22 protein-coding genes and 1 tRNA gene are annotated in these 23,063 nt (G+C 64.7%); 18 read left to right on the forward strand and 5 right to left on the reverse strand.

The window, feature by feature from the left end; genetic code table 11:
• The first annotated feature begins 58 nt into the window (after nucleotides 1-58).
• The 3 genes from CIT37_RS17130 (at nucleotide 59) to CIT37_RS17140 (ending at nucleotide 1,685) form a co-directional block, all read left to right on the forward strand.
• Nucleotides 59-367, forward strand: coding sequence for an NIPSNAP family protein (locus CIT37_RS17130; protein ID WP_018322300.1), 309 nt, complete (start codon nucleotides 59-61; stop codon nucleotides 365-367).
• Nucleotides 368-391: 24 nt separating this feature from the next.
• Nucleotides 392-742, forward strand: a complete 351-nt coding sequence (locus CIT37_RS17135) for an antibiotic biosynthesis monooxygenase family protein (RefSeq protein WP_026202720.1) — start codon at nucleotides 392-394, stop codon at nucleotides 740-742.
• A 133-nt stretch (nucleotides 743-875) separates the two neighbouring features.
• Nucleotides 876-1,685 carry an isocitrate lyase/PEP mutase family protein gene (locus tag CIT37_RS17140; RefSeq protein WP_028140978.1) on the forward strand — a complete coding sequence of 270 codons (810 nt, stop codon included), beginning with the start codon at nucleotides 876-878 and terminating at the stop codon, nucleotides 1,683-1,685.
• Nucleotides 1,686-1,748: 63 nt separating this feature from the next.
• On the opposite strand, the gene CIT37_RS17145 is transcribed toward CIT37_RS17140, so the two are convergent.
• Complete coding sequence (locus CIT37_RS17145; protein ID WP_028140977.1) at nucleotides 1,749-2,141, reverse strand: hypothetical protein; 393 nt, start codon at nucleotides 2,139-2,141, stop codon at nucleotides 1,749-1,751.
• 175 nt (nucleotides 2,142-2,316) lie between these two features.
• Here CIT37_RS17145 and CIT37_RS17150 point away from each other — a divergent pair, with 175 nt between their 5' ends.
• Entirely contained in the window at nucleotides 2,317-2,961 is a 645-nt protein-coding gene (locus tag CIT37_RS17150; RefSeq protein ID WP_095426236.1) for a trimeric intracellular cation channel family protein, read from the forward strand.
• Nucleotides 2,962-3,017: 56 nt separating this feature from the next.
• On the opposite strand, the gene CIT37_RS17155 is transcribed toward CIT37_RS17150, so the two are convergent.
• On the reverse strand, nucleotides 3,018-4,238 hold the full coding sequence (locus tag CIT37_RS17155; RefSeq protein WP_095426237.1) for a c-type cytochrome: 1,221 nt from the start codon (nucleotides 4,236-4,238) through the stop codon (nucleotides 3,018-3,020).
• Between the two features lie 283 nt (nucleotides 4,239-4,521).
• Between CIT37_RS17155 and CIT37_RS17160 the strand changes: the two genes are divergently transcribed.
• From CIT37_RS17160 to CIT37_RS17210, 11 genes are all read left to right on the forward strand, one after another.
• Nucleotides 4,522-8,013, forward strand: coding sequence for an indolepyruvate ferredoxin oxidoreductase family protein (locus CIT37_RS17160; RefSeq protein ID WP_095426238.1), 3,492 nt, complete (start codon nucleotides 4,522-4,524; stop codon nucleotides 8,011-8,013).
• Nucleotides 8,014-8,377: 364 nt separating this feature from the next.
• Nucleotides 8,378-8,938, forward strand: coding sequence for a hypothetical protein (locus tag CIT37_RS17165; RefSeq protein WP_174719460.1), 561 nt, complete (start codon nucleotides 8,378-8,380; stop codon nucleotides 8,936-8,938).
• An 8-nt stretch (nucleotides 8,939-8,946) separates the two neighbouring features.
• Entirely contained in the window at nucleotides 8,947-9,183 is a 237-nt protein-coding gene (locus CIT37_RS17170; RefSeq protein WP_174719461.1) for a hypothetical protein, read from the forward strand.
• A gap of 561 nt (nucleotides 9,184-9,744) precedes the next feature.
• Entirely contained in the window at nucleotides 9,745-10,902 is a 1,158-nt protein-coding gene (locus tag CIT37_RS17175; RefSeq protein WP_028140973.1) for a thiolase family protein, read from the forward strand.
• Nucleotides 10,902-11,291 carry a Zn-ribbon domain-containing OB-fold protein gene (locus tag CIT37_RS17180; protein ID WP_095426239.1) on the forward strand — a complete coding sequence of 130 codons (390 nt, stop codon included), beginning with the start codon at nucleotides 10,902-10,904 and terminating at the stop codon, nucleotides 11,289-11,291. Before CIT37_RS17175 ends, CIT37_RS17180 begins: the two co-directional genes overlap by 1 nt.
• 143 nt (nucleotides 11,292-11,434) lie before the next feature.
• Nucleotides 11,435-12,295 carry a MaoC family dehydratase gene (locus tag CIT37_RS17185; RefSeq protein WP_038950420.1) on the forward strand — a complete coding sequence of 287 codons (861 nt, stop codon included), beginning with the start codon at nucleotides 11,435-11,437 and terminating at the stop codon, nucleotides 12,293-12,295.
• Between the two features lie 159 nt (nucleotides 12,296-12,454).
• Nucleotides 12,455-13,333: an SDR family oxidoreductase gene (locus CIT37_RS17190; protein ID WP_038950419.1), complete on the forward strand. Its 879-nt coding sequence runs from the start codon at nucleotides 12,455-12,457 to the stop codon at nucleotides 13,331-13,333.
• Between the two features lie 123 nt (nucleotides 13,334-13,456).
• Nucleotides 13,457-14,410, forward strand: coding sequence for a dihydrodipicolinate synthase family protein (locus CIT37_RS17195; protein WP_095426240.1), 954 nt, complete (start codon nucleotides 13,457-13,459; stop codon nucleotides 14,408-14,410).
• Between the two features lie 4 nt (nucleotides 14,411-14,414).
• Nucleotides 14,415-15,230 carry an NUDIX hydrolase gene (locus CIT37_RS17200; protein WP_095426241.1) on the forward strand — a complete coding sequence of 272 codons (816 nt, stop codon included), beginning with the start codon at nucleotides 14,415-14,417 and terminating at the stop codon, nucleotides 15,228-15,230.
• A gap of 80 nt (nucleotides 15,231-15,310) precedes the next feature.
• Nucleotides 15,311-16,225, forward strand: coding sequence for a DMT family transporter (locus CIT37_RS17205; RefSeq protein WP_095426242.1), 915 nt, complete (start codon nucleotides 15,311-15,313; stop codon nucleotides 16,223-16,225).
• Between the two features lie 121 nt (nucleotides 16,226-16,346).
• Nucleotides 16,347-19,034 carry a PAS domain S-box protein gene (locus CIT37_RS17210; protein WP_095426243.1) on the forward strand — a complete coding sequence of 896 codons (2,688 nt, stop codon included), beginning with the start codon at nucleotides 16,347-16,349 and terminating at the stop codon, nucleotides 19,032-19,034.
• A 9-nt stretch (nucleotides 19,035-19,043) separates the two neighbouring features.
• Here the strand turns inward: CIT37_RS17210 and CIT37_RS17215 are convergent, their stop codons facing one another.
• Together CIT37_RS17215 and CIT37_RS17220 are read right to left on the reverse strand one after the other, a co-directional pair.
• A complete protein-coding gene (locus CIT37_RS17215; RefSeq protein ID WP_028140966.1) occupies nucleotides 19,044-19,397 on the reverse strand; it encodes a GrlR family regulatory protein in 354 nt (117 codons plus the stop codon).
• Nucleotides 19,398-19,660: 263 nt separating this feature from the next.
• Nucleotides 19,661-20,044, reverse strand: coding sequence for a VOC family protein (locus CIT37_RS17220; RefSeq protein ID WP_028140965.1), 384 nt, complete (start codon nucleotides 20,042-20,044; stop codon nucleotides 19,661-19,663).
• A gap of 179 nt (nucleotides 20,045-20,223) precedes the next feature.
• On the opposite strand from CIT37_RS17220, the gene CIT37_RS17225 reads away from it, so the two are divergent.
• From CIT37_RS17225 to CIT37_RS17235, 3 genes are all read left to right on the forward strand, one after another.
• Nucleotides 20,224-20,808, forward strand: coding sequence for a hypothetical protein (locus CIT37_RS17225; RefSeq protein ID WP_095426289.1), 585 nt, complete (start codon nucleotides 20,224-20,226; stop codon nucleotides 20,806-20,808).
• A gap of 170 nt (nucleotides 20,809-20,978) precedes the next feature.
• Nucleotides 20,979-21,446, forward strand: a complete 468-nt coding sequence (locus CIT37_RS17230; protein ID WP_095426244.1) for a hypothetical protein — start codon at nucleotides 20,979-20,981, stop codon at nucleotides 21,444-21,446.
• A gap of 155 nt (nucleotides 21,447-21,601) precedes the next feature.
• Nucleotides 21,602-21,678: transfer RNA gene (locus CIT37_RS17235), tRNA-Arg, on the forward strand.
• Nucleotides 21,679-21,753: 75 nt separating this feature from the next.
• Here the strand turns inward: CIT37_RS17235 and CIT37_RS17240 are convergent.
• Nucleotides 21,754-22,719 carry an AraC family transcriptional regulator gene (locus CIT37_RS17240; RefSeq protein ID WP_161966422.1) on the reverse strand — a complete coding sequence of 322 codons (966 nt, stop codon included), beginning with the start codon at nucleotides 22,717-22,719 and terminating at the stop codon, nucleotides 21,754-21,756.
• Between the last annotated feature and the right edge of the window lie 344 nt (nucleotides 22,720-23,063).

The raw sequence follows: 23,063 nt of genomic DNA on the forward strand, positions 1-23,063 counted from the left end.
TTGCCCACCCTACGAGACTTCGCGGCTTGCAGTGACGACGGAAACCCAGGAGCCCATCATGTCCGTCACCGTCTTCATCCGCTATCAGATCGACCCGTTCAAGCGCGCGCAGTTCGAGGAATATTCGAAGCGCTGGCTCACCATCATCCCGAAATGCGGCGGTGACCTGATCGGTTATTTCATGCCGCATGAAGGCACCAACAACATCGCCTTCGGTCTGATCAGCTTCGAGAGTCTGGCCGCATACGAGGCCTATCGCGCGCGGCTGCGGCAGGACGCGGAAGGAATGGCGAATTTCCATTTCGCCGAGGAACACAAATTCATCCTCGCGGAAGAGCGCACCTTCCTGCGCAAGGTGGTATTGTAGGTCCGATAGCAGCAGGAGATGCCCATGATCGCCGTGATCTTCGAGGTCTGGCCGAAGCCGGAACACCGCCAGGACTATTTCGACCTCGCAGCCGATCTGAAGCCGATCCTGCAAACCATCGACGGCTTCATCTCGGTCGAGCGCTTCGAGAGCCTGACCGAGAAGGGCAAGATCCTGTCGGTGTCGTTCTGGCGGGACGAGGCGGCGGTGCAGGCCTGGCGCAACACGATGGAGCACCGCCGCACCCAGGCCAAGGGCCGGGCGCAGATCTTTGCCGATTATCATCTGCGCATCGCCAGCGTGGTCAGAGACTACGGCATGAATGATCGCGAGCAGGCGCCGAAGGACAGCCGGGCGGTGCACGACGCCCACTAACGCTGCCGGGCGCGCACTGGCGCTGCCAGGCGCGCACTGGCGCTGCCGGGTGCGCACTGGCGCTGCCAGGCGCGCACTGGCGCTGCCAGGTTAGGGCGCCTATGTCTGCGCGGCCAACAAAGGGAGAAGAAACATGCACGTCACGACCGCGGACAAGCGCGCCACCTTCAAGAAGATGCACGAAAGCGGCTGCTTCATCCTGCCCAATCCGGTCGATAACGGCAGTGCCAAGGCATTGCAGCATCTCGGTTTCAAGGCGATTGCGTCGTCGAGCGCGGGCTTTGCCTGGACCATCGGCAAGGCCGACAACCACGTCAACGTCGAGGACGTCTGTCAGCATCTGGCAGCATTGAGCTCGGCCGTCGACATCCCCGTCAACGCCGATTTCGAGGGCGGCTTTGCGGTCGAGCCGGACAGGGTCGCGGACAATGTCGAGCGCTGCGTGCGCACCGGCGTCGCCGGCCTGTCGATCGAGGATTCCACCGGCGACAAGGACAAGCCGCTCTACGATCGCGCACTCGCGGTCGAGCGCATCAAGGCCTCGCGCAAGGCGATCGGCGACAGCGGCACGCTGCTGGTCGGCCGCTGCGAAGCCTATCTGTGGGGCGTGACCGATTTGAAGCTCGTCATCGACCGGCTCACCGCTTACGCCGATGCCGGCGCCGACTGCCTCTATGCGCCGGGCCTGAAGACCCGCGAGGACATCTCTGCTGTGGTGAAGGCTGTCGCACCAAAGCCGTTCAACCTCTTGATCGGCGCCTCCGGCCTGTCGTTGCAGCAGGCCGAAGATCTCGGCGTGCGCCGGATCAGCGTCGGCGGCTCGCTCGCCCGCGCCGCCTGGGGCGGCTTCATGCGTGCGGCAAAGGAGATGGCGGAGAAGGGGACATTCACCGAGCTCGGCAGCGGCTATCCCGGCGGCGAACTCAACAAGATGTTCAGCTAGGAACACAACGAAAAAGCGGCGGGACTTTTTGAGTCCCGCCGCTTCACGCGCTATTGCGAAGTGTTACTTCGCGCCGTCAGACGGCTTCTGCGTGTCCGGGGCCGGCTTGGTCGGCGCCGCACCCGTCGTCACGCCCGGCTCGGTGTTGTTGCGCGGCGTCACGTCGCGCATACCGGGAGGCGCGGCCGGATTGGCAGGAGGCGCCTGCTGTGCGGTCTGAGTCGCCGGCGCGTTGCTGGCCTGGTTGCCAGTCGTCGTATTGTTCAGGCCGTAGAACACGGCACCCAGCACCAGTGCAATCGCAACGGCGAATAACGCAACCTTGCCGCTGGAGGCGGGGCCTTCGCCCAGCTCGGGATCGGCCTGAAGGTCGCCATCCCGGCGCGCCGCGCGAAGATACTCATCGTCGGCGAGGTTCGGGCGGTACGGATCGTTGGGAAAACGGTCGTCAGCCATCGATTGTCTCCTCGGTTGTGACGCCCGGACAACCCGTGGATGCGAGATTCTGTTCCGCGCCTCCTTATGCTTTCGTCGCATGTTGCCCCGCCACCGGGAATCGGGAACCTGTTCATTCGGGAACTGGACGCGAGTTCCATGGCTGCGACGAGGACAATCGCGAGGGAACAAGCCAATGTGGAGTTTGCCGCCAAGCGATACCGTGCTGCATTTCCTGTCCCTGGTTGCGATAGCCGCCCAGGGCATGACGGCTGCACTTGCTGCCGGACGCCGCAGCATGGACTGGTTAGGTGTGTGCTTCCTCGGCTGCATCACCGCGCTTGGCGGCGGCACGTTGCGCGATCTCTTCCTCGGGCACTATCCGTTGGTTTGGGTCGCCAATCCGATCTATCTGGCGCTGGCCGGTGGTGCGGCCTTCCTCACCATTCTGTTCGCGCGCCTCGTGCACCGGCTGAAGGTCGCTTTCATCGTGCTCGACGCGATCGGGCTCGTCGTCTTCACCATGGCCGGCTGCGACGTCGCCTGGCAGATGGATGCTTCGCTGCCGATCGTGATCGTCTCGGGCATGGTGACCGGGTGCGCCGGCGGCGTGTTGCGCGACGTGCTCTGCAACGACGTGCCGCTGCTGTTTCGGTCCGAGCTCTACGCCAGCGTCTCGGTCGTGACGGGACTGTTCTACGCCACCGCCTTCGGCCTCAACCTCAACGCCGAGCTCTGGACGATCCTGACCTTCGTGCTCGGTCTCAGCTTGCGCCTGCTCGCGGTGCGCTACAAATGGGAGATGCCGAAATTCGTGTTCACCGGGGAGGAGGAGAGGTAGAGGTTACGTGACCTCACTCCATCCACATCGTCGTTACAGCGATGACGGGGATGGAGCTACTCCTGCTTCCTGGCCTTCGCCACCTGCGCCGGCGTCACCAGCGGGGCCGCATTGCCCCAGGAGTTGCGGATGTAGTTCGTCACCGCCGTGATCTCCTCATTGGACAGCCTGGCATAGGGCGGCATCTCGCCGGTGTTGGGCGCGCGCGGTGTGGTCACGGTGTGGGCGCCGTCGAGAATGATGCGCAACGTCGAGGACGGATTGATCGATTGCAGCAGCGCATTGCCCGGCAGCGGTGGATAGATGCGCGGCGCCCCCGAGCCGTCGGCTTCATGGCAGGCGATGCAGAGCTTTGCGTAGACCGCCTGGCCCGCCTTCATCTCGGCATCATCAGGCGGCGCCACGATCGTCTCGCGCCGCGACGGCGGCAGGCTCTTCAGGTACACCGCGATCGCGCGCACATCGGCATCGCTCATCTTCGAGGTCGAGTTGACGACGACCTCCGCCATCAGCCCGCCGGCATGGCTCCTGACATTGCGCCCGCTCTGCAGATATTCGGCGATGTCCGCCTCGCTCCACGACTTCAGGCCCGTGCGGGAAGCGCCGTCGAGCCTTGGCGCGTACCAGCCACCGACCTCGTTGCCCGAGAGCGCCTGCGCCTGCTTGTCCGCGCCAAAATAGTTCTTCGGTGTGTGGCAGGCGCCGCAATGACCGAGCCCGGTGACGAGATAGCCGCCGCGATTCCACGCCGCGCTCTGGCTCTGGTCCGGCTCGTACAGGCCGGGCTTGAAATACATCGCGTTCCAGACCCGCATCAGGCCGCGATAGCCGAACGGCCAGCGCAGCTCCGGCGGCTTGTTGCGGCTGACGACGGGCGCAAGCGTGCCGAGATAGGCGCGGATCGCCAGCGTGTCGTCCTTCGTCATCTTCGTGAAGTAGGGATAGGGGAAGGCCGGATAGTAGTTCGACCCGTCGGGCGCGACGCCAGTGCGCAAGGCGCGGGTGAAATCGGCATCCAGCCAGGCGCCGATCCCGGTGTCGCGGTCCGGGGTCAGGTTCGGCGCATAGATCGCGCCGAATGGCGTGTCGATGCGCTTGCCGCCCGCGAACGGTTTTGCCGGATCGGCGGTGTGGCAGCCCGCGCAGTCGCCGGCCTCGACCAGCGTCTTGCCGTAGGCGATCAGCTCCGGCGACGGCTCGGCGGCGCGGGCTGCGCTTGCAACCGCACTGCACAACGCCAGGCCGACGAGAGCCGAGCCAGTCAGAATCGTCCGCATCGAAGCCTCTCCTGCGACCAATCGCCCGCATCGGGCACGACAGGGGCATCAGTTCGTTTCGCCACAGTGGGGGTATGGTGACACAAATTGAAAATGCCCAGCGTGTTTCAGGCCACGAAGTTGCGATTTTTACCCGGCGCTCCCTTTGGTCCAGATTTGTGATGCGGATCGTGAAATATCCGACATAGAGTGGCGAAACTGGTCGGCGCGCCCTAGCTAAAAACAACGGGAAGGCAACGGCTTAAGTCAGCAAGACCTGAACAGGGCGCAAAAAGAGGACAGCATGGGCATCAACCAGGGTCCGATCAGTCTCGATCAAAAATACACCCAGGAAACCGGGCATGTCTTCACCACGGGCATCCAGGCCCTGGTCCGCCTGCCCATGGCCCAGATCCGGCGCGACCGCGCCAGCGGCCTCAACACCGCGGGCTTCATCTCCGGTTATCGCGGCTCGCCGCTCGGCGGCTACGACCAGCAGCTGTTTGCCGCCCGCAAGCATCTCGAACAGTACAACATCAAGTTCCAGCCCGGCGTGAACGAGGATCTGGCGGCCACCGCCATCTGGGGCTCGCAGCAGCTTAACCTCTCGCCCGGCGCGAAATACGACGGGGTGGTCGGCATCTGGTACGGCAAGGGCCCCGGCGTCGATCGCTGCGGCGACGTGTTCCGTCACGGCAATGCCGCAGGCTCCGCCAAGAACGGCGGCGTGCTGTGCCTTGCCGGCGACGACCATGGCGCAAAATCCTCGACCGTCCCGCATCAATCCGACCACGCCTTCATGTCGGCCTTGATGCCGTATCTCTATCCCTCGAGCATCCACGAGATGATCGAGATGGGGCTGCTCGGCATCGCCATGTCACGCTATTCGGGCTGCTGGGTCGGCATGAAGGTGATCACGGAGACGGTGGAGACCACCGCCGAGATCGATCTCACCGACGAGATGAAGCCGTTCATCATCCCCGCCGATTTCGAGATGCCGCAAGGCGGACTCAATCTGCGCTGGCCCGACGATCGCTTCGAGCAGGACCGTCGGCTGCAGGACTACAAGGGCTTTGCCGCGATCGCCTTTGCGCGCGCCAACAAGGTCAACCGCATCACCATGGATTCGCCCAACGCCCGTTTCGGCATCATGGCGTCGGGCAAAAGCTACGAGGACGTCCGTCAGGCGCTGCGCGAGCTCGGCGTCACCGAAGAGGTCGCCGCCAAGATCGGCCTTCGCCTCTACAAGATCGGCATGCCCTGGCCGCTGGAGCCGGAAGGCGTGCATCAATTCGCCATCGGCCTCGAAGAGATATTCATCGTCGAGGAGCGCCGCGAGATCGTCGAGAACCAGGTCAAGCAGGTGTTGTTCAACTGGCGCGATGACGTGCGCCCGCGCATCGTCGGCAAGATGGACGAGCACGACAAGCGCTTCCTGACCTTCGCCGCCGAGCTCAGCGTTGCCTCGCTTGCGACCTCGCTTACCGAGCGACTTCTCAAGCTCGATCTCAACCCTGAGATTGCTTCGATGCTCCGCGCCAAGGCCGACTGGTTCAACGGCCGTCAGGCCACCCAGATGCAAGCGGTCGCACCTGTCTCCCGCACCCCGTATTTCTGCTCCGGCTGTCCCCACAACACCTCGACGAAGGTCCCCGAAGGCAGCCGGGCGCTCGCCGGCATCGGCTGCCATTTCATGGCGCTGTGGATGGACCGCTCGACCGAGACCTTTACGCATATGGGCGGCGAGGGCGTGCCGTGGGTCGGCATCGCACCCTTCACCAACGAGAACCACATCTTCGCCAATCTCGGCGACGGCACCTATTTCCACTCGGGCCTTCTCGCCATCCGCCAGGCGGTGGCGTCCAAGACCAACATCACCTACAAGATCCTCTACAACGACGCGGTGGCCATGACCGGCGGCCAGCGCCATGACGGCGATCTCTCGCCGCAGCAGATCACCCATCAACTCCACGCCGAAGGCATCCGCGAGATCTATCTTGTCTCGGAGGCGCCCGATGCCTATCCGGCCAGCACCATCGCGCCGGGCGTGAAGCTCTATCATCGCGACGAGCTGCAAAACGTCATGAAGATGTGCCGGGAACACAAGGGCACATCGGCGATCGTGTTCGTGCAGACCTGCGCCGCGGAAAAACGCCGCCGCCGCAAGCGCGGCCTGATGGAGGATCCGGCGCGCCGCGTCATGATCAATCCGGCCGTCTGCGAAGGCTGCGGCGACTGCTCGGTGCAATCGAACTGCATCTCGGTCGAGCCGCTGGAGACCGAGTTCGGTCGCAAGCGCGCCATCAACCAGTCCTCCTGCAACAAGGACTATTCGTGCCTGAAGGGCTTTTGCCCGTCCTTCGTCACCGTCGATGGCGGCAAGCCACGCCACCGCGCGCCGGCCGACCTCTCCGACATCGGTGCGATTGCCGAGCCGGCGTCGCGGCCGACACTCGACAAGCCCTATAACATCGCGGTCGGCGGCGTCGGCGGCACCGGCGTTCTCACCATTGGGGCGCTGCTCGGCATGGCCGCCCATATCGAGGGCAAGGCCTCGATGATCCTCGACATGTCGGGCCTTGCACAGAAGGGCGGGGCGGTGCTCAGCCATGTCCGCCTGTCGGATCATCCCGCGGAAGTGACCTGCTCGCGCATCGTCACCGGCACGGCCGATCTCGTGCTCGCCGCCGACGAGGTGGTCGCGGTCGCCAAGGACACGATCTCGCTCTGCGACTCCACCCGGACCCGCGGCATCATCAACAGCCACGTCATTCCGACCGCCGATTTCGTCCTCAACCGCGACTTCAATTTCCAGACCCGCAAGCTGAATGGGCTCTTGGAAACGGCGCTGCACAAGGACTCGGTCTTCTTCGATTTCACCAAGCCGGCCGAGCAGCTGCTCGGCGACAGCATCGCCACCAACATGATGATGATGGGCTATGCCTATCAGAAGGGCCTGTTCCCGCTCTCGGCGGAATCGATCGAGCGGGCGATCGAGGTCAACGGCGTCTCGATCAAGATGAACAAGGAGGCCTTCCGCCTTGGTCGCCTCGCGGTCGCCGATCCCGCGCGTCTTGCCGACATGCTGAAGGGCACGGACCAGGTCGCAGCGCCCAAGTCGCTGGAGGCCATGACGCTCGATGAAGTCATCGAGCACCGCGCCAAGCACCTCACGGCCTATCAGAACAGCCGTCTCGCCAAGCGTTATCGCAGGCTGATCGACCAGGTGCGCGACGCCGCGGTGAAGGGCGGTTATGGCGATGCGTTGCCACGCGCGGTCGCAGTGAACTACGCCAAGCTGCTGGCCTACAAGGACGAATACGAAGTCGCGCGCCTCTACACCGACGGCGCCTTCGCCCAGCAGCTCCGCGATCAGTTCGAGGGCGACTACAAGTTCAACTTCAACCTTGCGCCGCCGATCCTCGGCGGCGGCCTCGACGCGCTGGGACGCCCGAAGAAGCGAGCCTTCGGCCCCTGGATGCTGAACGTCTTCGGCGTGCTGGCGAAACTCAAATACCTGCGCGGAACGCCGCTCGACATCTTCGGCCGCAGCGCCGACCGCAAGCTCGAGCGTGATTTGATCGCCGGCTACGAAAAGGACGTCGCCACCGTGCTCGGCCTGTTGTCGCCGGTCACGATCGACACCGCCGTGGAATTGCTCTCACTCCCCGACCGCATCCGCGGCTACGGCCCGGTGAAGGAGAAAGCTGTCGCGGACGCAAAGATGCGTTACGCCCAGCTCGCCGCCGATCTCGCGAGCCCGCCGCCCGCGCCAAGGCAGATCGCGGCGGAGTAGGGCGGTTCCGTAGGTGCTGTAGGGCGGATTAGCGAAGCGTAATCCGCCACGTCCGTTGCCGTGGAGATCAATACGGCGGATTACGCCTTCGGCTAATCCGCCCTACGGCACTCCTTCCAGGAATAAGGCGCTCTCGTAGGGTGGGCAAAGGCGCAAAGCGCCGTGCCCACCATCTCGCCACGACTGCACCAGAAGACGTGGGCACGCTTCCGCCGTCGCCCTTCGAGCTACAGCGGACAAGTCGCTTTTTCCCTACGGACTAAATTCATCCGTTTGACAAGAGTTGTGGCCGCGCGATATCAGCAACTTGCGATAGTGAAGCGCGCCGGGCGATGCGGCCGTGCGCTATGCGGGGCGATGATCGATGTCATTGCGCACTGTGTTGATTCTGTTTCTGGCCGTCGGTGTGTTGGCGGCGTTGGGGATGTTCTGGAATCAGCATGCCATCGAACGCGTCATGCGCGATGGCTATGGCACCACCGGAAAGATCATTTCGGCCAAAGTCGTCTCGCCGCGGTTTCCGTTCGTGTTTGACGGCGGCTGGCCGCGCTATGTCGACGAAAATCTGTCGATCGGATTGCAGTGGACCGGCAGGGATGGCGTCCAGCGCGAGCGCACGGGCATAGCGGTCAGTGCTGCCTATGCGGCGCGGATCATGGTTGGCAATCAGCTCAAGCTCCTGACGATCCCAATCCAGGCCGTTGACGACGATTCATCGCTTCCGGTCATTGTCGAAGATCTCGACGACCATCTGAGCCATATCCGGTCCACGTCCAGGTTCATGGCGGCGGGAGCGGGCGTTTGCGCCGTGCTCGTGATGCTCGTGATCGGATGGCAGGCATGGTCGGCGCGTCGAGGCGGGCCGGGGAGTGCGACGATCGCCGCGGAGCAAGGCGCCCCTTTCCTTACATCCTCGGGACCCTGACTGCTGTGATGCTTCCGTTCGGCGGCTACATGCTGGTGAACTCCTACATTGAGCAAAGCACGTTGAATGAGATCCTCGCCCATGGCGATGAAGCTACCGCCGATGTTACCCGCGCCTACGGTGAGGTGAACAAGGCCGGTGAGGCCCCGAGCTATCTCGTGACGCTGGCGTGGATCGACAAGAGCGGACGACAGCAGGCCTACGGACCGACCCATATCAGTTTCGGCAAAATCGTGTGGTCCTGACGCCCGCAGGCTGGCGTCAAGTCTTGCGCTTCGCTCGCAAGGCGACGGGGGCAATAGTGCATCGCTCCCCGGGGAGAGCGCGACATAAGCCGTAAAGCCACTGCGCAGGGAAGGCCGGATGTTTGGCCGCACCTGTATGCCGCTGTGCATCTGTTCTTCGCGCAATCGCGCACAGCGGACCGTGGGTGCCCAGCCGGCACCCGGTCTTCCCTGCGCCCTCTGTTCAAGGAGGGAGCGAGACGGAAGCAAAGCTCGGGCGAAACATGCCGCGAGGATGCGGGGGCGTGTCTGCAGGACAAGGTCTCGTGCCCCGGACGCTGCGCAGCACGAAGTGATGCGCTGCTGAGCCGGGGCCCATCTCGCAACGAAAACGCGGCCGCATGGGTCCCGGCTCTGCGCAGCAACGCTGAAGCGTTGCAGCGCGTCCGGGACACCAGAACATACCCCACTTGCGCCAGTCCGCGGCCCTCTCGCGGGGCGGAATATTTCCGCGCTTGCCAATCTGCCCAGTGCGGTTCAGAAAAACGGGGCAAATAAGAAAAGCCAGCGGAGACCTGAAGTTTGACCATCAAGGGCAAGGCCTACATTGCCGGGATCTACGAACACCCGACCCGGCATGCGCCGGACAAATCCACCGCCCAGCTCCATGCCGAGGTCGCCAAGGGCGCGATCGAGGATGCCGGGATCAGCAAGGACGACGTCGACGGCTATTTCTGCGCGGGCGATGCTCCGGGCGGCGCCTGGCCGATGGTCGATTATCTCGGCCTCAACACCAAAAAGCTCCGCCACGTCGATTCCACCGAGACCGGCGGCTGTTCCTACATCATCCATCTCGGCCACGCCGCTGAGGCGATCGCGGCAGGCAAGTGCTCGATCGCGCTGATCACGCTCGCCGGCAAGCCGCGCACCGGCGCGATGCCGCCCCGTGCGGCCGGCGCCGAGGTCGATTTCGAATCCGCTTACGGCGCGACCACGCACAATGCCTACGGCATGTGTGCCATGCGCCATATGCACGACTATGGCACCACCTCGGAGCAACTGGCCTGGATCAAGGTCGCAGCCTCCCATCACGCGCAATACAATCCGCATGCCATGCTCAAGGACGTCGTCACCGTCGAGGACGTCCTGAACTCGCCGATGATCTCCGATCCCCTGCACCGCATGGATTGCTGTGTCGTCTCCGACGGCGGCGGCGCGCTGATCGTGACGACGCCGGAGATTGCCAAGAGCCTGAAGAAGCCGCTGGTCAAGCTGATCGGCCATGGCGAAGCCATGAAGGGCCCGCGCGGCGGCAAGGATCTCGATCTCACGTACTCCGCCGGCATCTGGTCCGGCCCGCGCGCGTTCGAGGAAGCCGGCATCACGCCGAAGGACATCAAATACGCCTCGATCTACGACAGCTTCACCATCACGGTGCTGATGCAGCTCGAGGATCTCGGGTTCTGCAAGAAGGGCGAGGGCGGCAAGTTCGTCGCCGACGGCAATCTGATCTCGGGCGTCGGCAAGCTGCCGTTCAACACCGACGGCGGCGGCCTCTGCAGCAACCATCCCGTCAACCGCGGCGGCATGACCAAGATCATCGAGGCCGTCAGGCAGCTGCGCGGCGAGGCGCATCCGAAGGTGCAGGTCAGGAATTGCGATCTCGCCATTGCCCACGGCACCGGCGGCCTCCTGGGCGTCCGCCACGCCGCCTCGACGGCCATTCTGGAGCGCGTGTGATGTTAGATGCAAAGAAATATCCGGCTCCGGTGACGAACCCCGAGACCGCAGCGTTCTGGGACGCAGCCAAGCAAGGCAAGTTCATGATCAAGCGCTGCACGGCGTGCGGCGAAGCGCATTACTTCCCGCGCTCGATCTGCCCGTTCTGCTACTCCGACAAGACGGTGTGGGAGGAAGCGTCGGGCGAGGGCACGATCTACACCTGGAGCCTGATGCGGAAATCGCCGACCGGGCCCTATGCCATCGGCTACGTCACGCTGAAGGAGGGGCCGTCGGTACAGACCAATTTCGTCGACTGCGATCTCGAGAAGCTGAAGATCGGTCAGAAGGTGAAGGTGGTGTTCAAGCCGACCGACGGCGCACCGCTGCCGTTCTTCACACCGGCCTAGGGCGGTCCTCATCCTGAGGAGCTTGCGAAGCAAGCGTCTCGAAGGATGGCCGCGGCAAAGAAGCGTTTCGGGCATCCTCATGGTTCGAGACGGCGCAAGAGCGCCTCCTCACCATGAGGATGAGAACCAGAGGAAACCAAAAAATGTCCGCCAGATACGAAGAGCTCAAAGGCCTGAAAAACCTCGGCCAGAAATACGCCTACACCGACCGCGAGGTGATGCTCTACGCCTATGGCATCGGCCTCGGCGCCGATCCCATGGACGAGAAGGAGCTCGCCTTCGTCAATGAGGGCACGCTGACGCCGCGGCCGCTGAAGGTGGTACCGACGTTTGCGTCCGTCGCAGCCTGGGGCGCGGGCCCGGGCGAGATGAACCTCAACCGCGTCATGGTCGTCGACGGTGAGCGCGACATCACCTTCCACCAGCCGCTGCCGGTGGCCGCGCACATCACGGCCGACTCCTCCGTCGTTGAGGTCTACGACAAGGGCAAGGACAAGGGCGTCGTCATCGCGCACCAGACGGTGCTCAAGAACGAGAAGGGCGAGAAGCTCGCGACACTCGTCGCTTCGCGCTTTGCCCGCGGCGACGGCGGCTTCGGCGGGCCGAGCCTGACCCAGCCAGATCCGCACAAGATCCCCTCGCGCACGCCCGACAAGACCATCGACATCACCACGCGTCCCGACCAGGCGCTGGTCTATCGCCTCTGCGGCGACCGCAATCCGTTGCACAGCGATCCCGAGTTCGCCAAGAAGGCCGGCTTCCCGCGTCCGATCCTGCACGGCATGTGCACCTACGGCATCACCTGCCGCGGCGTGCTTCAGACCTACGCCGATTACGACGCAAGCGCATTCCGCCAGCACGTCGCGCGGTTCTCCTCGCCGGTCTATCCCGGCGAGACCGTGACCATGGACCTCTGGAGGGACGGCAACACGATCTCGTTCGAAGCGAAGGTGAAGTCGCGCGGCGTCACCGTGATCAAGAACGGCAAGACGGTCTTAGGTTAGGGCGGTCTCGTGCCCCGGACGCAACGCAGCACGCAGTGATGCGCTGCAGAGCCGGGGCCCAGAGGCGGTCGCAAAGAGCTGGTCCCGGCTCTGCGAAGCAGCGTTTCACGCTGCATCGCGTCCGGGACGCGAAACAATAAGAGCAAGGGAGAGGCCACCATGGGACTACTCGACGGCAAGGTCGCGCTGATCACCGGCGCTGGCGGCGGGCTCGGTGAGGCCTACGCGAAGCTGTTTGCGCGGGAAGGGGCCTCGGTCGTCGTCAATGACCTCGGCGGTCCCCGTGACGGCTCCGGCGCCGACAAGTCGATGGCGCAGCTCGTGGTGGACGCGATCACGGCCGAGGGCGGCAAGGCGGTCGCCAACGGCGCCGATATCTCCACCATGGAGGGCGGCCAGTCGGTGTTCGACGACGCCATCAAGCATTTCGGCCGCGCCGACATCCTCGTCAACAATGCCGGCATTTTGCGCGACCAGACCTTCGCAAAGGCCAGCGAATCCGACTGGGACAAGGTCATCAAGGTGCATCTGAAGGGCACCTTTTGTTGCACCATGCCGGTGTTTCGCTGGATGCGGGAAAATGGCGGCGGTGTCATCGTCAACACCTCCTCGACATCAGGGCTGATCGGCAATTTCGGCCAGACCAATTACGGCGCGGCCAAGGGCGGCATCTGGGGCCTGTCCAACGTGCTGGCGATCGAGGGCCGCAAATACAACATCCGGATCTGGACGCTGGCCCCGGGCGCGCTGACCCGCATGACCGCAGACCTGCCCCGCTATAAGGAGAACCCCTCGGCGGCGCTGGGGCCGGACGGCATCGCGCCGGCCGTGCTATACATGGTCAGCGACTTGTCGGGCGACCAGACCGGCAAGGTGCTGGGCGTGTCCGGGCCCCGCGGCGTGCGCGAGATGCGGATGATGGAAATGGAAGGCTGGAAACCGCCGCACACGGGCTGGAAGGCCCAGGACATCGCCGATCACGCCAAGGAGATCTTCTTCTCCGAGGAGCAGATCAAGATGGGCGCGCGGCGGTTTTAGGAGCCGTCATCCCGGGGCACGCGAAGCGTGAGCCCGGGATCCATACTCCGGATCGTGGTTATGGATTCCGGGCTCGCGACTGCGTCGCGCCCCGGAATGACAACAGAGAGAGACGAGGACTAGATGAAACTGACCGCCGACGCCAAGGGCACTTTCGCAATTGCGCCGACGCCGTTCCACGACGACGGCCGGATCGACGAGCGCTCGATCGATCGCCTGACCGATTTCTACGAGGAGGTCGGCTGCGACGGCGTCACGGTGCTGGGCATCCTCGGTGAGGCGCCGAAGCTCGATGCCGCCGAGGCCGAGCAGGTGGCGGTGCGCTTCGTCAAGCGTGCCAGGAAGATGCAGGTGATCGTCGGCGTCTCCGCGCCCGGCTTTGCCACCATGCGCTCGCTGGCCATGGCCTCGATGGACGCCGGCGCGGCCGGCGTCATGATCGCGCCGCCGCCGAGCCTGCGTACCGACGACCAGATCGTCGGCTATTTCAAGCAGGCGGCCGAGGCGATCGGGCCGGATGTGCCCTGGGTGCTCCAGGATTATCCGCTGACCCTGTCGGTGGTGTTCACCCCCGCCGTGATCCGCAAGATCGTCATGGACAATCCGAACTGCGTGATGCTCAAGCACGAGGACTGGCCGGGGCTGGAGAAGATCACGACCCTGCGCGGCTTCCAGAAGGACGGCTCGCTCCGTCCGCTCTCGATTCTCTGCGGCAATGGCGGCACGTTCCTGGACTTCGAGATGGAGCGCGGTGCCGACGGCGCCATGACCGGCTACGCCTTCCCGGAGCTTCTGATCGACGTCGTGAACCTCTCCAAGGCCGGCAAGCGCGATGCCGCGCATGATCTGTTCGACGCGCATCTGCCGCTGATCCGCTACGAGCAGCAGCCCGGCGTCGGCCTGACCATCCGCAAATACGTGCTCCAGAAGCGCGGCATCATCGCCTCCAGCGCCCAGCGCAAGCCCGGTGCGACCATCACGGCGACGGCGAAGGCGGAGGTCGAGTATCTGCTGTCGCGCGTCGCCCGCGTCGACAAGCGCGCCAATCTCGGCCCGCAATCCAGCGCGGCAGGTTAGTTGGATGGCCGAAACATCAGCATCACGCCCGGCGTCGACGATCCTCCTGCTGCGCGACGGCCCCACGGTCGACGGCAAGAGCCGCGACGAAATCGAGGTCTTCATGATGGTCCGCCATCATCAGATCGAGTTCAACTCGGGCGCGCTGGTGTTTCCCGGCGGCAGCGTCGATGCCGGCGACAACGAGATCGTCGCGCGCTCCGACCTGTATTCGGGCGGTGAAGGCCTCAGCGAGGCGGATCGCGGTTTTCGCATCGCGGCGATCCGCGAGACCTTCGAAGAGAGCGGCATCCTGCTGGCGCGGTCAAAGGGGACGGGCGCGCCTGTCGATGCCAGGCGTGCCGGCGAGATCGCCGACAAGCACCGCGTCGCGCTCAACGAGCACAAGGTCAGCTTCCTGAGCATCCTGGTCGACAACGACCTTCAGCTCGCACTCGACACGCTCGTGCCTTACGCGCACTGGATCACGCCGGAGGGCATGCCCAAGCGCTTCGACACATGGTTCTTCCTTGCCGCGGCGCCACCCGACCAGCTCGGCGCCCATGACGGAAGGGAGTCGACCGATTCGATCTGGGTCTCGCCGCGCGAGGCGGTGGAAGGCGGCGAGAGTGGCCGCTTCAAGCTGCCGTTTCCGACCACGCGCAATCTGATCCGGCTGGCGAAGCAGGGCAGCGTGAAAGACGCGCTCGACCATGCCAAGGGCATGTCGATCGTCACGGTGATGCCCGTGATGACCAAGACCGAAACCGGCCGCCAGCTCCGTATCCCCCGCGAAGCCGGCTATGACGGTGAGGTGTTCGAGGTCGGGGCGGTGGGCTAATACACTTCGACACGTAACGAACTATCTGCGACCGCAGACGCGCTAGGTTCCGTCCCTGACAACGGGACGGAGCGCGCGAAATGGACAGCCGGCAGGACACCAACATCGCCGTCGAGCTGGCGCTCCTGGTCGCGCTCGCGACGCTCTGGGGCGGCTCCTACACCTTCATCAAGCTCGGCGTCGCCACCATTCCCCCGATTACCTTGATCGCGGCGCGGACCACGATCGCGGGCCTCCTGCTGCTCGTCGTGATGTGGGCGCGCGGCATCAGGATGCCGATGGACGCAGCGGCTTGGCAGCGCTTCGCCTTCCAGGCCGTGCTCAACAGCGTCATTCCCTGGACGCTGATCGCCTGGGGCGAGCGCCATGTCGATGCCGCGCTCGCCACCATCCTCAACTCGGCCGGACCGATCTTCACCTTCCTGCTCACGGCGGTCGTCACCCGCCACGAGGCGACAAGCCCGCGAAAGCTGTTCGGCGTGATCGCGGGCATGGCCGGCATCCTGCTGATCGTCGGCGTCGATGCCTTCCACGACATCGGCAGCGGTCTCCTCGCGGAGGCGGCCATCGTCGCCGCCACCATCTGCTACGCCTGCGCCGCGATCTTCGGCCGCAGCTTCAAGGGCCTCGACCCCATGGCACCCGCTGCCGGCTCGCTGCTGGCGGGGGCGGCGGTCCTGATTCCGGCCTCGCTCGTGGTCGAGCAGCCCTGGACGCTGTCGCCGTCGCCGAGCTCGGTGCTGGCGCTGCTCGCGCTCGCCGTGTTCTCGACGGCCGCGGCGTTTGCGATCTATTTCCGCCTGATCCAGACCCTGGGCTCGGTCGGCACCACCGCGCAGGCCTATCTGCGGGTGCCGATCGGGGTCGCCATCAGCGTCGCCTTCCTCGGTGAGAGCCTGAGCCAGACCGCCTGGATCGGGCTTGCCTGCGTCGTCCTCGGCGTAGCCGCCATGACGATCCCGGCCCGGCGGCAGGCAAGCGTCAAACCGTCATAGATCGGGCAAGGGGGCTTCGACGCCCCCAATATTAAGGATAATCGGCGGCCCGAGGCATGTTTCCCCGGGGCCGCAATACGTCGTATATTGGGCCTCCAATATCCCGGTCCCTCAAAGCCCAATGTCCGCCGAATTGACGCCGACCCCTGAGAAAAAGCGAACATTCTCGCTCTCCATCGGCCAGCTCACTTTCGGCAGCTTCCTGTTGGTGCTGGCGGTGATCATCGTCACGTCGACCGCGAGCGTGATCGCGATCCGACACATCGACACCACCTTCGCCGAGCTGCAGAGGCTCCAGAGCGTCGGTGACCTCGCCGAGGACATCGATCGCCGCATGAACGAGTTGCGGCTTGCCGCGCGCGACTTCGTCACCGATCCCGGCGCCGGCATCCAGTTCAAGCAGGTCGGAGAGGCGGCCTCGACGCTCAGCGACATCCTGAAGAAGACCCGCATCGAGCTCGCGCCCGAGCAGCAGGACATGATCGACGGGGTCACCGAGCGGCTCGCGACTTATCGCAACGGCCTCGAGCGGATATCGACCCTGATCGATCGCCGCGCCCAGCTGCTCGCCGGCCTGCCGCCGCTGCGCGAACAGTTCGATGTGGCTGTCTCCGGTGCGGCCGACCGTGATCTGGCATCGCGCCTGTCGGAGGCGCAGAGCCGGATCGCGCTCGGGCTGCTCGCGCGCAACCCGTCCGCGGCCGAGCAGGCCGCGCAGAACATGCGGGCCCTGAACATTGTCGATGCCCGGCTGAAATCGGCGGTGAACGATTATGCCGAGGCCATCATGGCCGTGGCCGTTCGCGAGCGGCAGATCGCCGACATCGACCGCGAGGTGCTGGGAACCGAGGGCCGGCTGATCGGCCGCGTCACCGAATTGCTGCGCGAGGTCAGCGACCGACGCGGCCACGTGCTGTCGCGCGACTTCGCCCGGACGCTGACGGAAGCGCGATGGCAGAGCATCGTGCTCGGCACCATCGGCGTGCTGATCGGCATCGGCGCTGCCTTGTTCGTGGTGCGCAGGACGGTGCGTCCGCTCGCCCAGATCGCCCGCTCCATCCGCGCGCTTGCGGCGGGCCGGAAAGACACCTCGATTCCGTCGGCCGACCTCGACAACGAGATCGGCGACATCGCGCGTGCAGCCGAAGTGTTCCGCCGCGCGCTGGAGGAGGCCGACACGGCGCGCGAGGCAGCGGTGCGCGCGCTCACCGAGCAGCGCCTCGCCGAAGAGAGCTACCGAAAGCTGTTCGAGGGCTCGGTCGACGGCATCTATGTGACGACGCCGGCCGGCGATCTGCTCAACGCCAATCCGGCGCTGGCGCGGATGATGGGCTATGACAGCCCGCAGCACCTCATCGACAGCATCAACGACATCGCCCACACCATCTACGTCCATCCCGAGGCACGCGTCGAATACCAGCGGCTGATGGCACGCGACGGCATGGTGCGTGAGTTCGAGTACCAGGTGCGCCAGCGCAGCGGCGACATCCTGTGGCTCTCGGACAGCGCCACCGGCGTGCGGGACGAAGCGGGCAACATCGTCCGTTACGAGGGCACGCTGCGCGACATCACCGACCAGAAGCGGGCGGAAGACGCCATCGCCGAAGGCCGGCGCCTGCTCCAGCAGGTCATCGACACCGTGCCGGCGGTGATCAACGTCAAGGACCGCGACCTGCGCTATGTGCTGATGAACCGCTATATGGCCGGCATCTTCGGCATCGAACCCGGCGACGCGCTCGGGCGCACCACGGCGGACCTGATGTCGCGCTACGGCGCGGCCAAGACCGACGAGAACGACAAGCGCGTGCTCAGCATCCGCAAGGGGCTCGGCTTCTATGAGGAGGAGTACAAGGACTCCTCGGGCAACATGCGGCAATGGCTGGTCAACAAGCTGCCGCTGCTCGATGCCGAGGGCGAGATCGAGCGGATCGTCACCGTCGCGCTCGACATCGGCGAGCGCAAGCGCGGTGAGCAGGAGATGCGCAAGGCCAAGGAGTCCGCCGAGACCGCGCTGCGCAATCTGCGCGAGACCCAGGCCTCGCTGATCGAGGCCGAGAAGCTCGCCGCGCTCGGACGCCTCGTCGCCGGCGTCGCCCACGAGGTCAACAATCCCGTCGGCATCAGCCTCACGGTCGCCTCCGCGCTGGAGCGCAAGACCGCGATGTTCACCTCCGAGGTCGAGCGCGGCGAGCTGCGCCGCTCCACGCTCAACGACTTCCTCAACACCAGCCGCGATGCATCCTCGCAGCTCGTCTCCAATCTCAATCGCGCCGCCGAGCTGATCCAGTCGTTCAAGCAGGTCGCCGCCGACCGCAACTATTCGGATCAGCGCAGCTTCGATCTCGGCGACCTCACCGAGCAGGTGGTGATGAGTCTGAGGCCGGGCCTGCGCAAGCACAATCTGACGCTCAATGTCGAGTGCCAGCCCGATCTCACCATGAATAGCTATCCGGGCCCGTACGGCCAGGTGCTGACCAATCTGTTTCTCAATTCGGTGGCGCACGCCTTCCCGGACGGCCGGCCGGGAACCATCGACATCCAGGTCCGCGAGTCCGGCAAGGACAATGTCGAGATCATCTTCTCGGACAATGGTTGCGGCATGTCACTCGACGTCCGACGCCGTGCCTTCGATCCGTTCTTCACGACGCGGCGCGACCAGGGCGGCACCGGTCTTGGATTGCACATCGTCTACAGCATCGTCACCAACCGGCTCGGCGGGCGGCTCGATCTCGATTCCGAACCGGGCAGTGGCACCCGCATCCAGATCATCCTGCCGCGCACGGCGCCGCTGGAGCAGGCTGCGGAATAGCTCGTGCGTCTAGTCGAAGTCGGCGAGCTTGTGCAGCGTCGCGCCAAAAATCTGGCTGGCCTTGCCGACGAGAGCCGTGCCCGTCATCTCCGCGCGCGTGTCAGTGAAGGTGCCGCTGAGGCCGATGCCGACGGGGGCAGGGCCGCCGAACAGCGGATTGTCGTCGCCCCGCGGCGAGGTGTGTCGTTGCACCAGCACTTCGCCCTTGAAGGTGTTGTTGTCCTTCACCACGTAGCTGCCGGTGTAATAGAGGTAGGCATCGCCGCCAAGGATCTTGCCGTCGCGAAAAAGGATCACGCCGCTGCCCTTGCCGGCTCGACCATCGAGCAGGGTCACGTGAATCGAATAGAGACCGTTTTTCATAACGTCCCGCAGGCCGGCCGCCATCGCCCAATGGCGTAACCGGTCCCGCTTTTATGCCAAAGCGCATTCTCTCGCGCAACGCGGCAGTTTGCCGGCCGGCCACGGGAAGTTGCCGCCGCGAGCCGTAGTTGTTCCGGCTTGTGAGTGACGTCGTCATGACGGTCTGATGACGGGGCGAGGCCGGCCGCCTGCGAATCAGGGTTGGCCCGCGAAATGCATGACAAACGTTGCACTGGACGCGGAGTGCTGGAGCTTGCGCCGGATCAGGTATATTTCTTGTCGCGCTCAAGCAGCTCGATGGAGATGCCTTCGGGGCCGCGGATGAAGCAGATGCGCACGCCGGGCCGGATCGTGGTCGGCTCGCGCGTGAACGTGACGCCCTTGGCCTTGATCTCGGCTGCAACGGCATCGATGTCCTTCACCGTCAGGCCAAAATGGTCGAGACCCTGATGCGGGTGCGGAGGCGGCGGGTTGACGGCGTTGTCGCCCTCGAGCGGCGCGATGAAGATCCTGGCGCCGCCCAGATTCACGTCGATCCGTCCCGGCGCGTGCACGATCTCGCCACCGAGGATGTCCCGCAGCCAGGCCGCCGTGGCCTCCGGATCGGGGCTGCGCAGATGGACGTGATCCCAAGTGACGACTGGCATTTCAATTCTCCCAACGGGCCTTCGCGATGTTGCTGCGCATGTTAGCGGCCGTGGGCGGTGATCGCCACCGTCCCTGCCGATTCGCAGCTGCGCGGGAACCTTAGTTCCTCTTCCGGATTAAGGTAAGCAGTGGCCGGTCCGTCGTTGCATGGGCTTTGGCCGCGATCGGTGATGCAACCATGAACGCCAGGCTCGACCGGATCGGATTGGGGCGCTTCGCCGGGACCGGCGAACGAGTGGCGCGGGCCGTGACGATCGCGAGCGTCTCATTTGGCCGCAGCCTTCTGTGGCTGCTGGCGGCCATCATTGTCGGCTGCGGCGTCTGGATGCTGCTGCCTCCGTCCAAGGGCAATAGTGCTGAGCCGTTGAAGGCGGAGCTGGCGGCCGTCGAGCCGGCTCCTCCGAGCGATACGGCCGTAGCGGTGTCGCCGGTCTCGGAAGCCCAAGCACCGGCCAAGTCACCTGCCGTGGCAGAACTCGGTCGTCTCAGGATTTCATCGCAGACCTGGCGCCGCGGCGGCCTTGGCTCGAGAGCCCTGGTGACGTTCACGCTGCGAAACGACAATGACTATGCCGTAAAGGATGTCGAGATCGTCTGCGCCTTTACGCGGCGCGACGGCAGTCATCTCACCAACCGCAGCCGCGTGCTGGCGGATTCGGTCAGCATGAAGAGCCGCAAGACCTTTGCGCATATCCCGGTCGGCTTCATCAACGTGAATGCCGATCAGGCGAAATGCTCGCTTGTTGCAGCACACCGTGCTTAACGGCGGCATGTTCCGGTAGCGGAAAAGTTACCCTCCTTGGTCCTTGCTGGCCCTTGGCGAAAAAACCTCGCATCGCCATTTGAACCGAACGGCTGGGCCAGGAACCAAATAAGAGATCGCCTGTTGAGGCGGAGAGCCCACGCGGGGATGCGGGGGGCGGAGCGCGGCCAATGCCCATCTTTCGGTATTTCGTCTTTGTCGGTGGAGCTTTGCTCGCTCTGCTGTTCGCGGTGAATTTCGCTTTCCCGGCGGCGCCTGTGGCACAAGCCGTTGCGACCGCGAGCAACGATCAGCCCCTGATCCGAATCCGGTCCGATCGGCACCTGCCTGAGCGCGTCGTCCTCGACACCAGTCAGCCGACGATTGCTGCGCCCGCGGTGAAGACCGCCGCGGTTGTGGCTCCCCAGCCGCCCGTGCAGGAGGCCCAGTCGGCGGCCTTGGCCGAGCTGTCAGCCAAGGCGCGGGTGCGCGAGACCTTCGCCCAGTTCACGCCGGCCGCGAAGACCGATACTGCCGCCAAGGCTCCGGTTCAGCCCAAGCGCAAGGTCGCCAGGGCCCATCCGGCGCCGCAGCAGGGACGACCGGTGATGCTGGTTGCCCAGCAGCCGCATTTCGGGCTCTTCAACACGACCTGGTGACAGCCGCCTTCGATCCGTCTCGAAACGAGGCGGGGGCTTTTTATTGGTCGGCCTCTCTGCTAATTCGAACCCATCCGAACCGCCGTCCGATGTGCTGGCTCGTCAGCCGCCGGTCCGGCAAGGCTCGGTTTGTGGTCCGGTACCTCCGGGCCAGGGCGCTCGTAGCTCAGCTGGATAGAGCATCGGATTTCGATTCCGAGGGTCGGGAGTTCGAATCTCTCCGAGCGCGCCACTCCTCCTTGGCGTTCCAGATATGTTCCAGAACGGCGCTGATGCCGCGCACCGTCGTAAGGGCTTGCTGCGTCGGTCAGGCTGGCGGGGTACGGCTGTGCCGGCCGCGTGCCAGCGTGTCGGACGGGGCCTCGTGGAACGTCGCGCGGTAGGCTGCGGCAAATTCACCGAGATGATGGAAGCCCTGCGCGCGCGCACACGTGGCGACGGTGGCGCCGCCGCCCTTGAGCAGACGGGCGCGGGTCGCCCACAGCCGCTTGAGGCGAATGTACTGATGCAGGCTCATGCCACGCACCTTGCTGACTGCGCCGCCGAGGGTGCGGATCGAGACGCCGAACTCACCGGCGAGATCGGCGGTATAGATCGGCACGGTCGGATGGGCTGCGACGTAATCGTCGATCCGCTGCACGAGCTTGATCGAACGCTCGCCTTGGACCGAGGCGCTCCGATCCGACATCGAATCGATCCGAAACAGATCGTCGAGTGCGAGCAGCAGGCCCTCCTGCAGATGGGCCGCCGCCTCGGTGGTCTCGAACAGGAGCGGCTGCATTGACGCGGTTCGCAGGATGTCGAGCAGGAGTTGCCGCGTGTGCAGCAGGGCGGGCCGGTTCGCGACATGAGCCCGCAAACCGTCGGCGTGATCGAACCAGCCCCGGTCTTTGAGCTCGGGGGAGAAGATGATCATTGCATGATGATTAGTCTGAGGCTCGACGAAGTGGCATTCATCGTTGCCGCGGAGCGTCACGAAGAAGCGCGCGTCGAGATCCAGGCCCTTGAAGTTGACCTGGAGGTCGTCGGTCATGGACAGGATCACCATCCCGTCCGGCATCCGATAGGCGGTGTCAAGGATGCGCGCGAACGATCTCATCATGATGATGCGGCATGCCGGCAGGGAGACGACGGCGCGGGCCGCGGCGAAGTTCGGAATGTCGAGCGGAATGCTCCTGGCGTCCTCCATCGTCTCGATCGGCCGAAACGCATCGACGTCGGCAAAGCCGATCAGTTGAAGAGCTGAGGACGGAGCGAGGGCGTCGAACAACATGGTCTGGCCGGCTGCTGAAATGTGACAATCAAATGAACGTCGATACACCGCCATCAATGGCGAAACATCGCGTTTCAGTAAACCGAATTTCAGGCCGTAGTATTGCGGACATCATGCCATGACGTCCGTCAGATCAATGTCACCGTCAACGTTCCCGGCTCATCGGCTGGCCGGAGGCGAGGTCGATGAAATGCAGCCGCGTGCAGGCGGGACAGGCGAAGGATGCAAAGCTCCGTCTCTCCTGCCTCAGCTGCTTCTCAAGATCCGTCTGTACGTTCATGCCCGTCTGGGGGCATCGAAAAACGATCAAGTCCGCCATCACCGTAGAATGACGGTGCGTGCCG

This window comes from Bradyrhizobium ottawaense, assembly GCF_002278135.3.
GTDB lineage: Bacteria > Pseudomonadota > Alphaproteobacteria > Rhizobiales > Xanthobacteraceae > Bradyrhizobium > Bradyrhizobium ottawaense.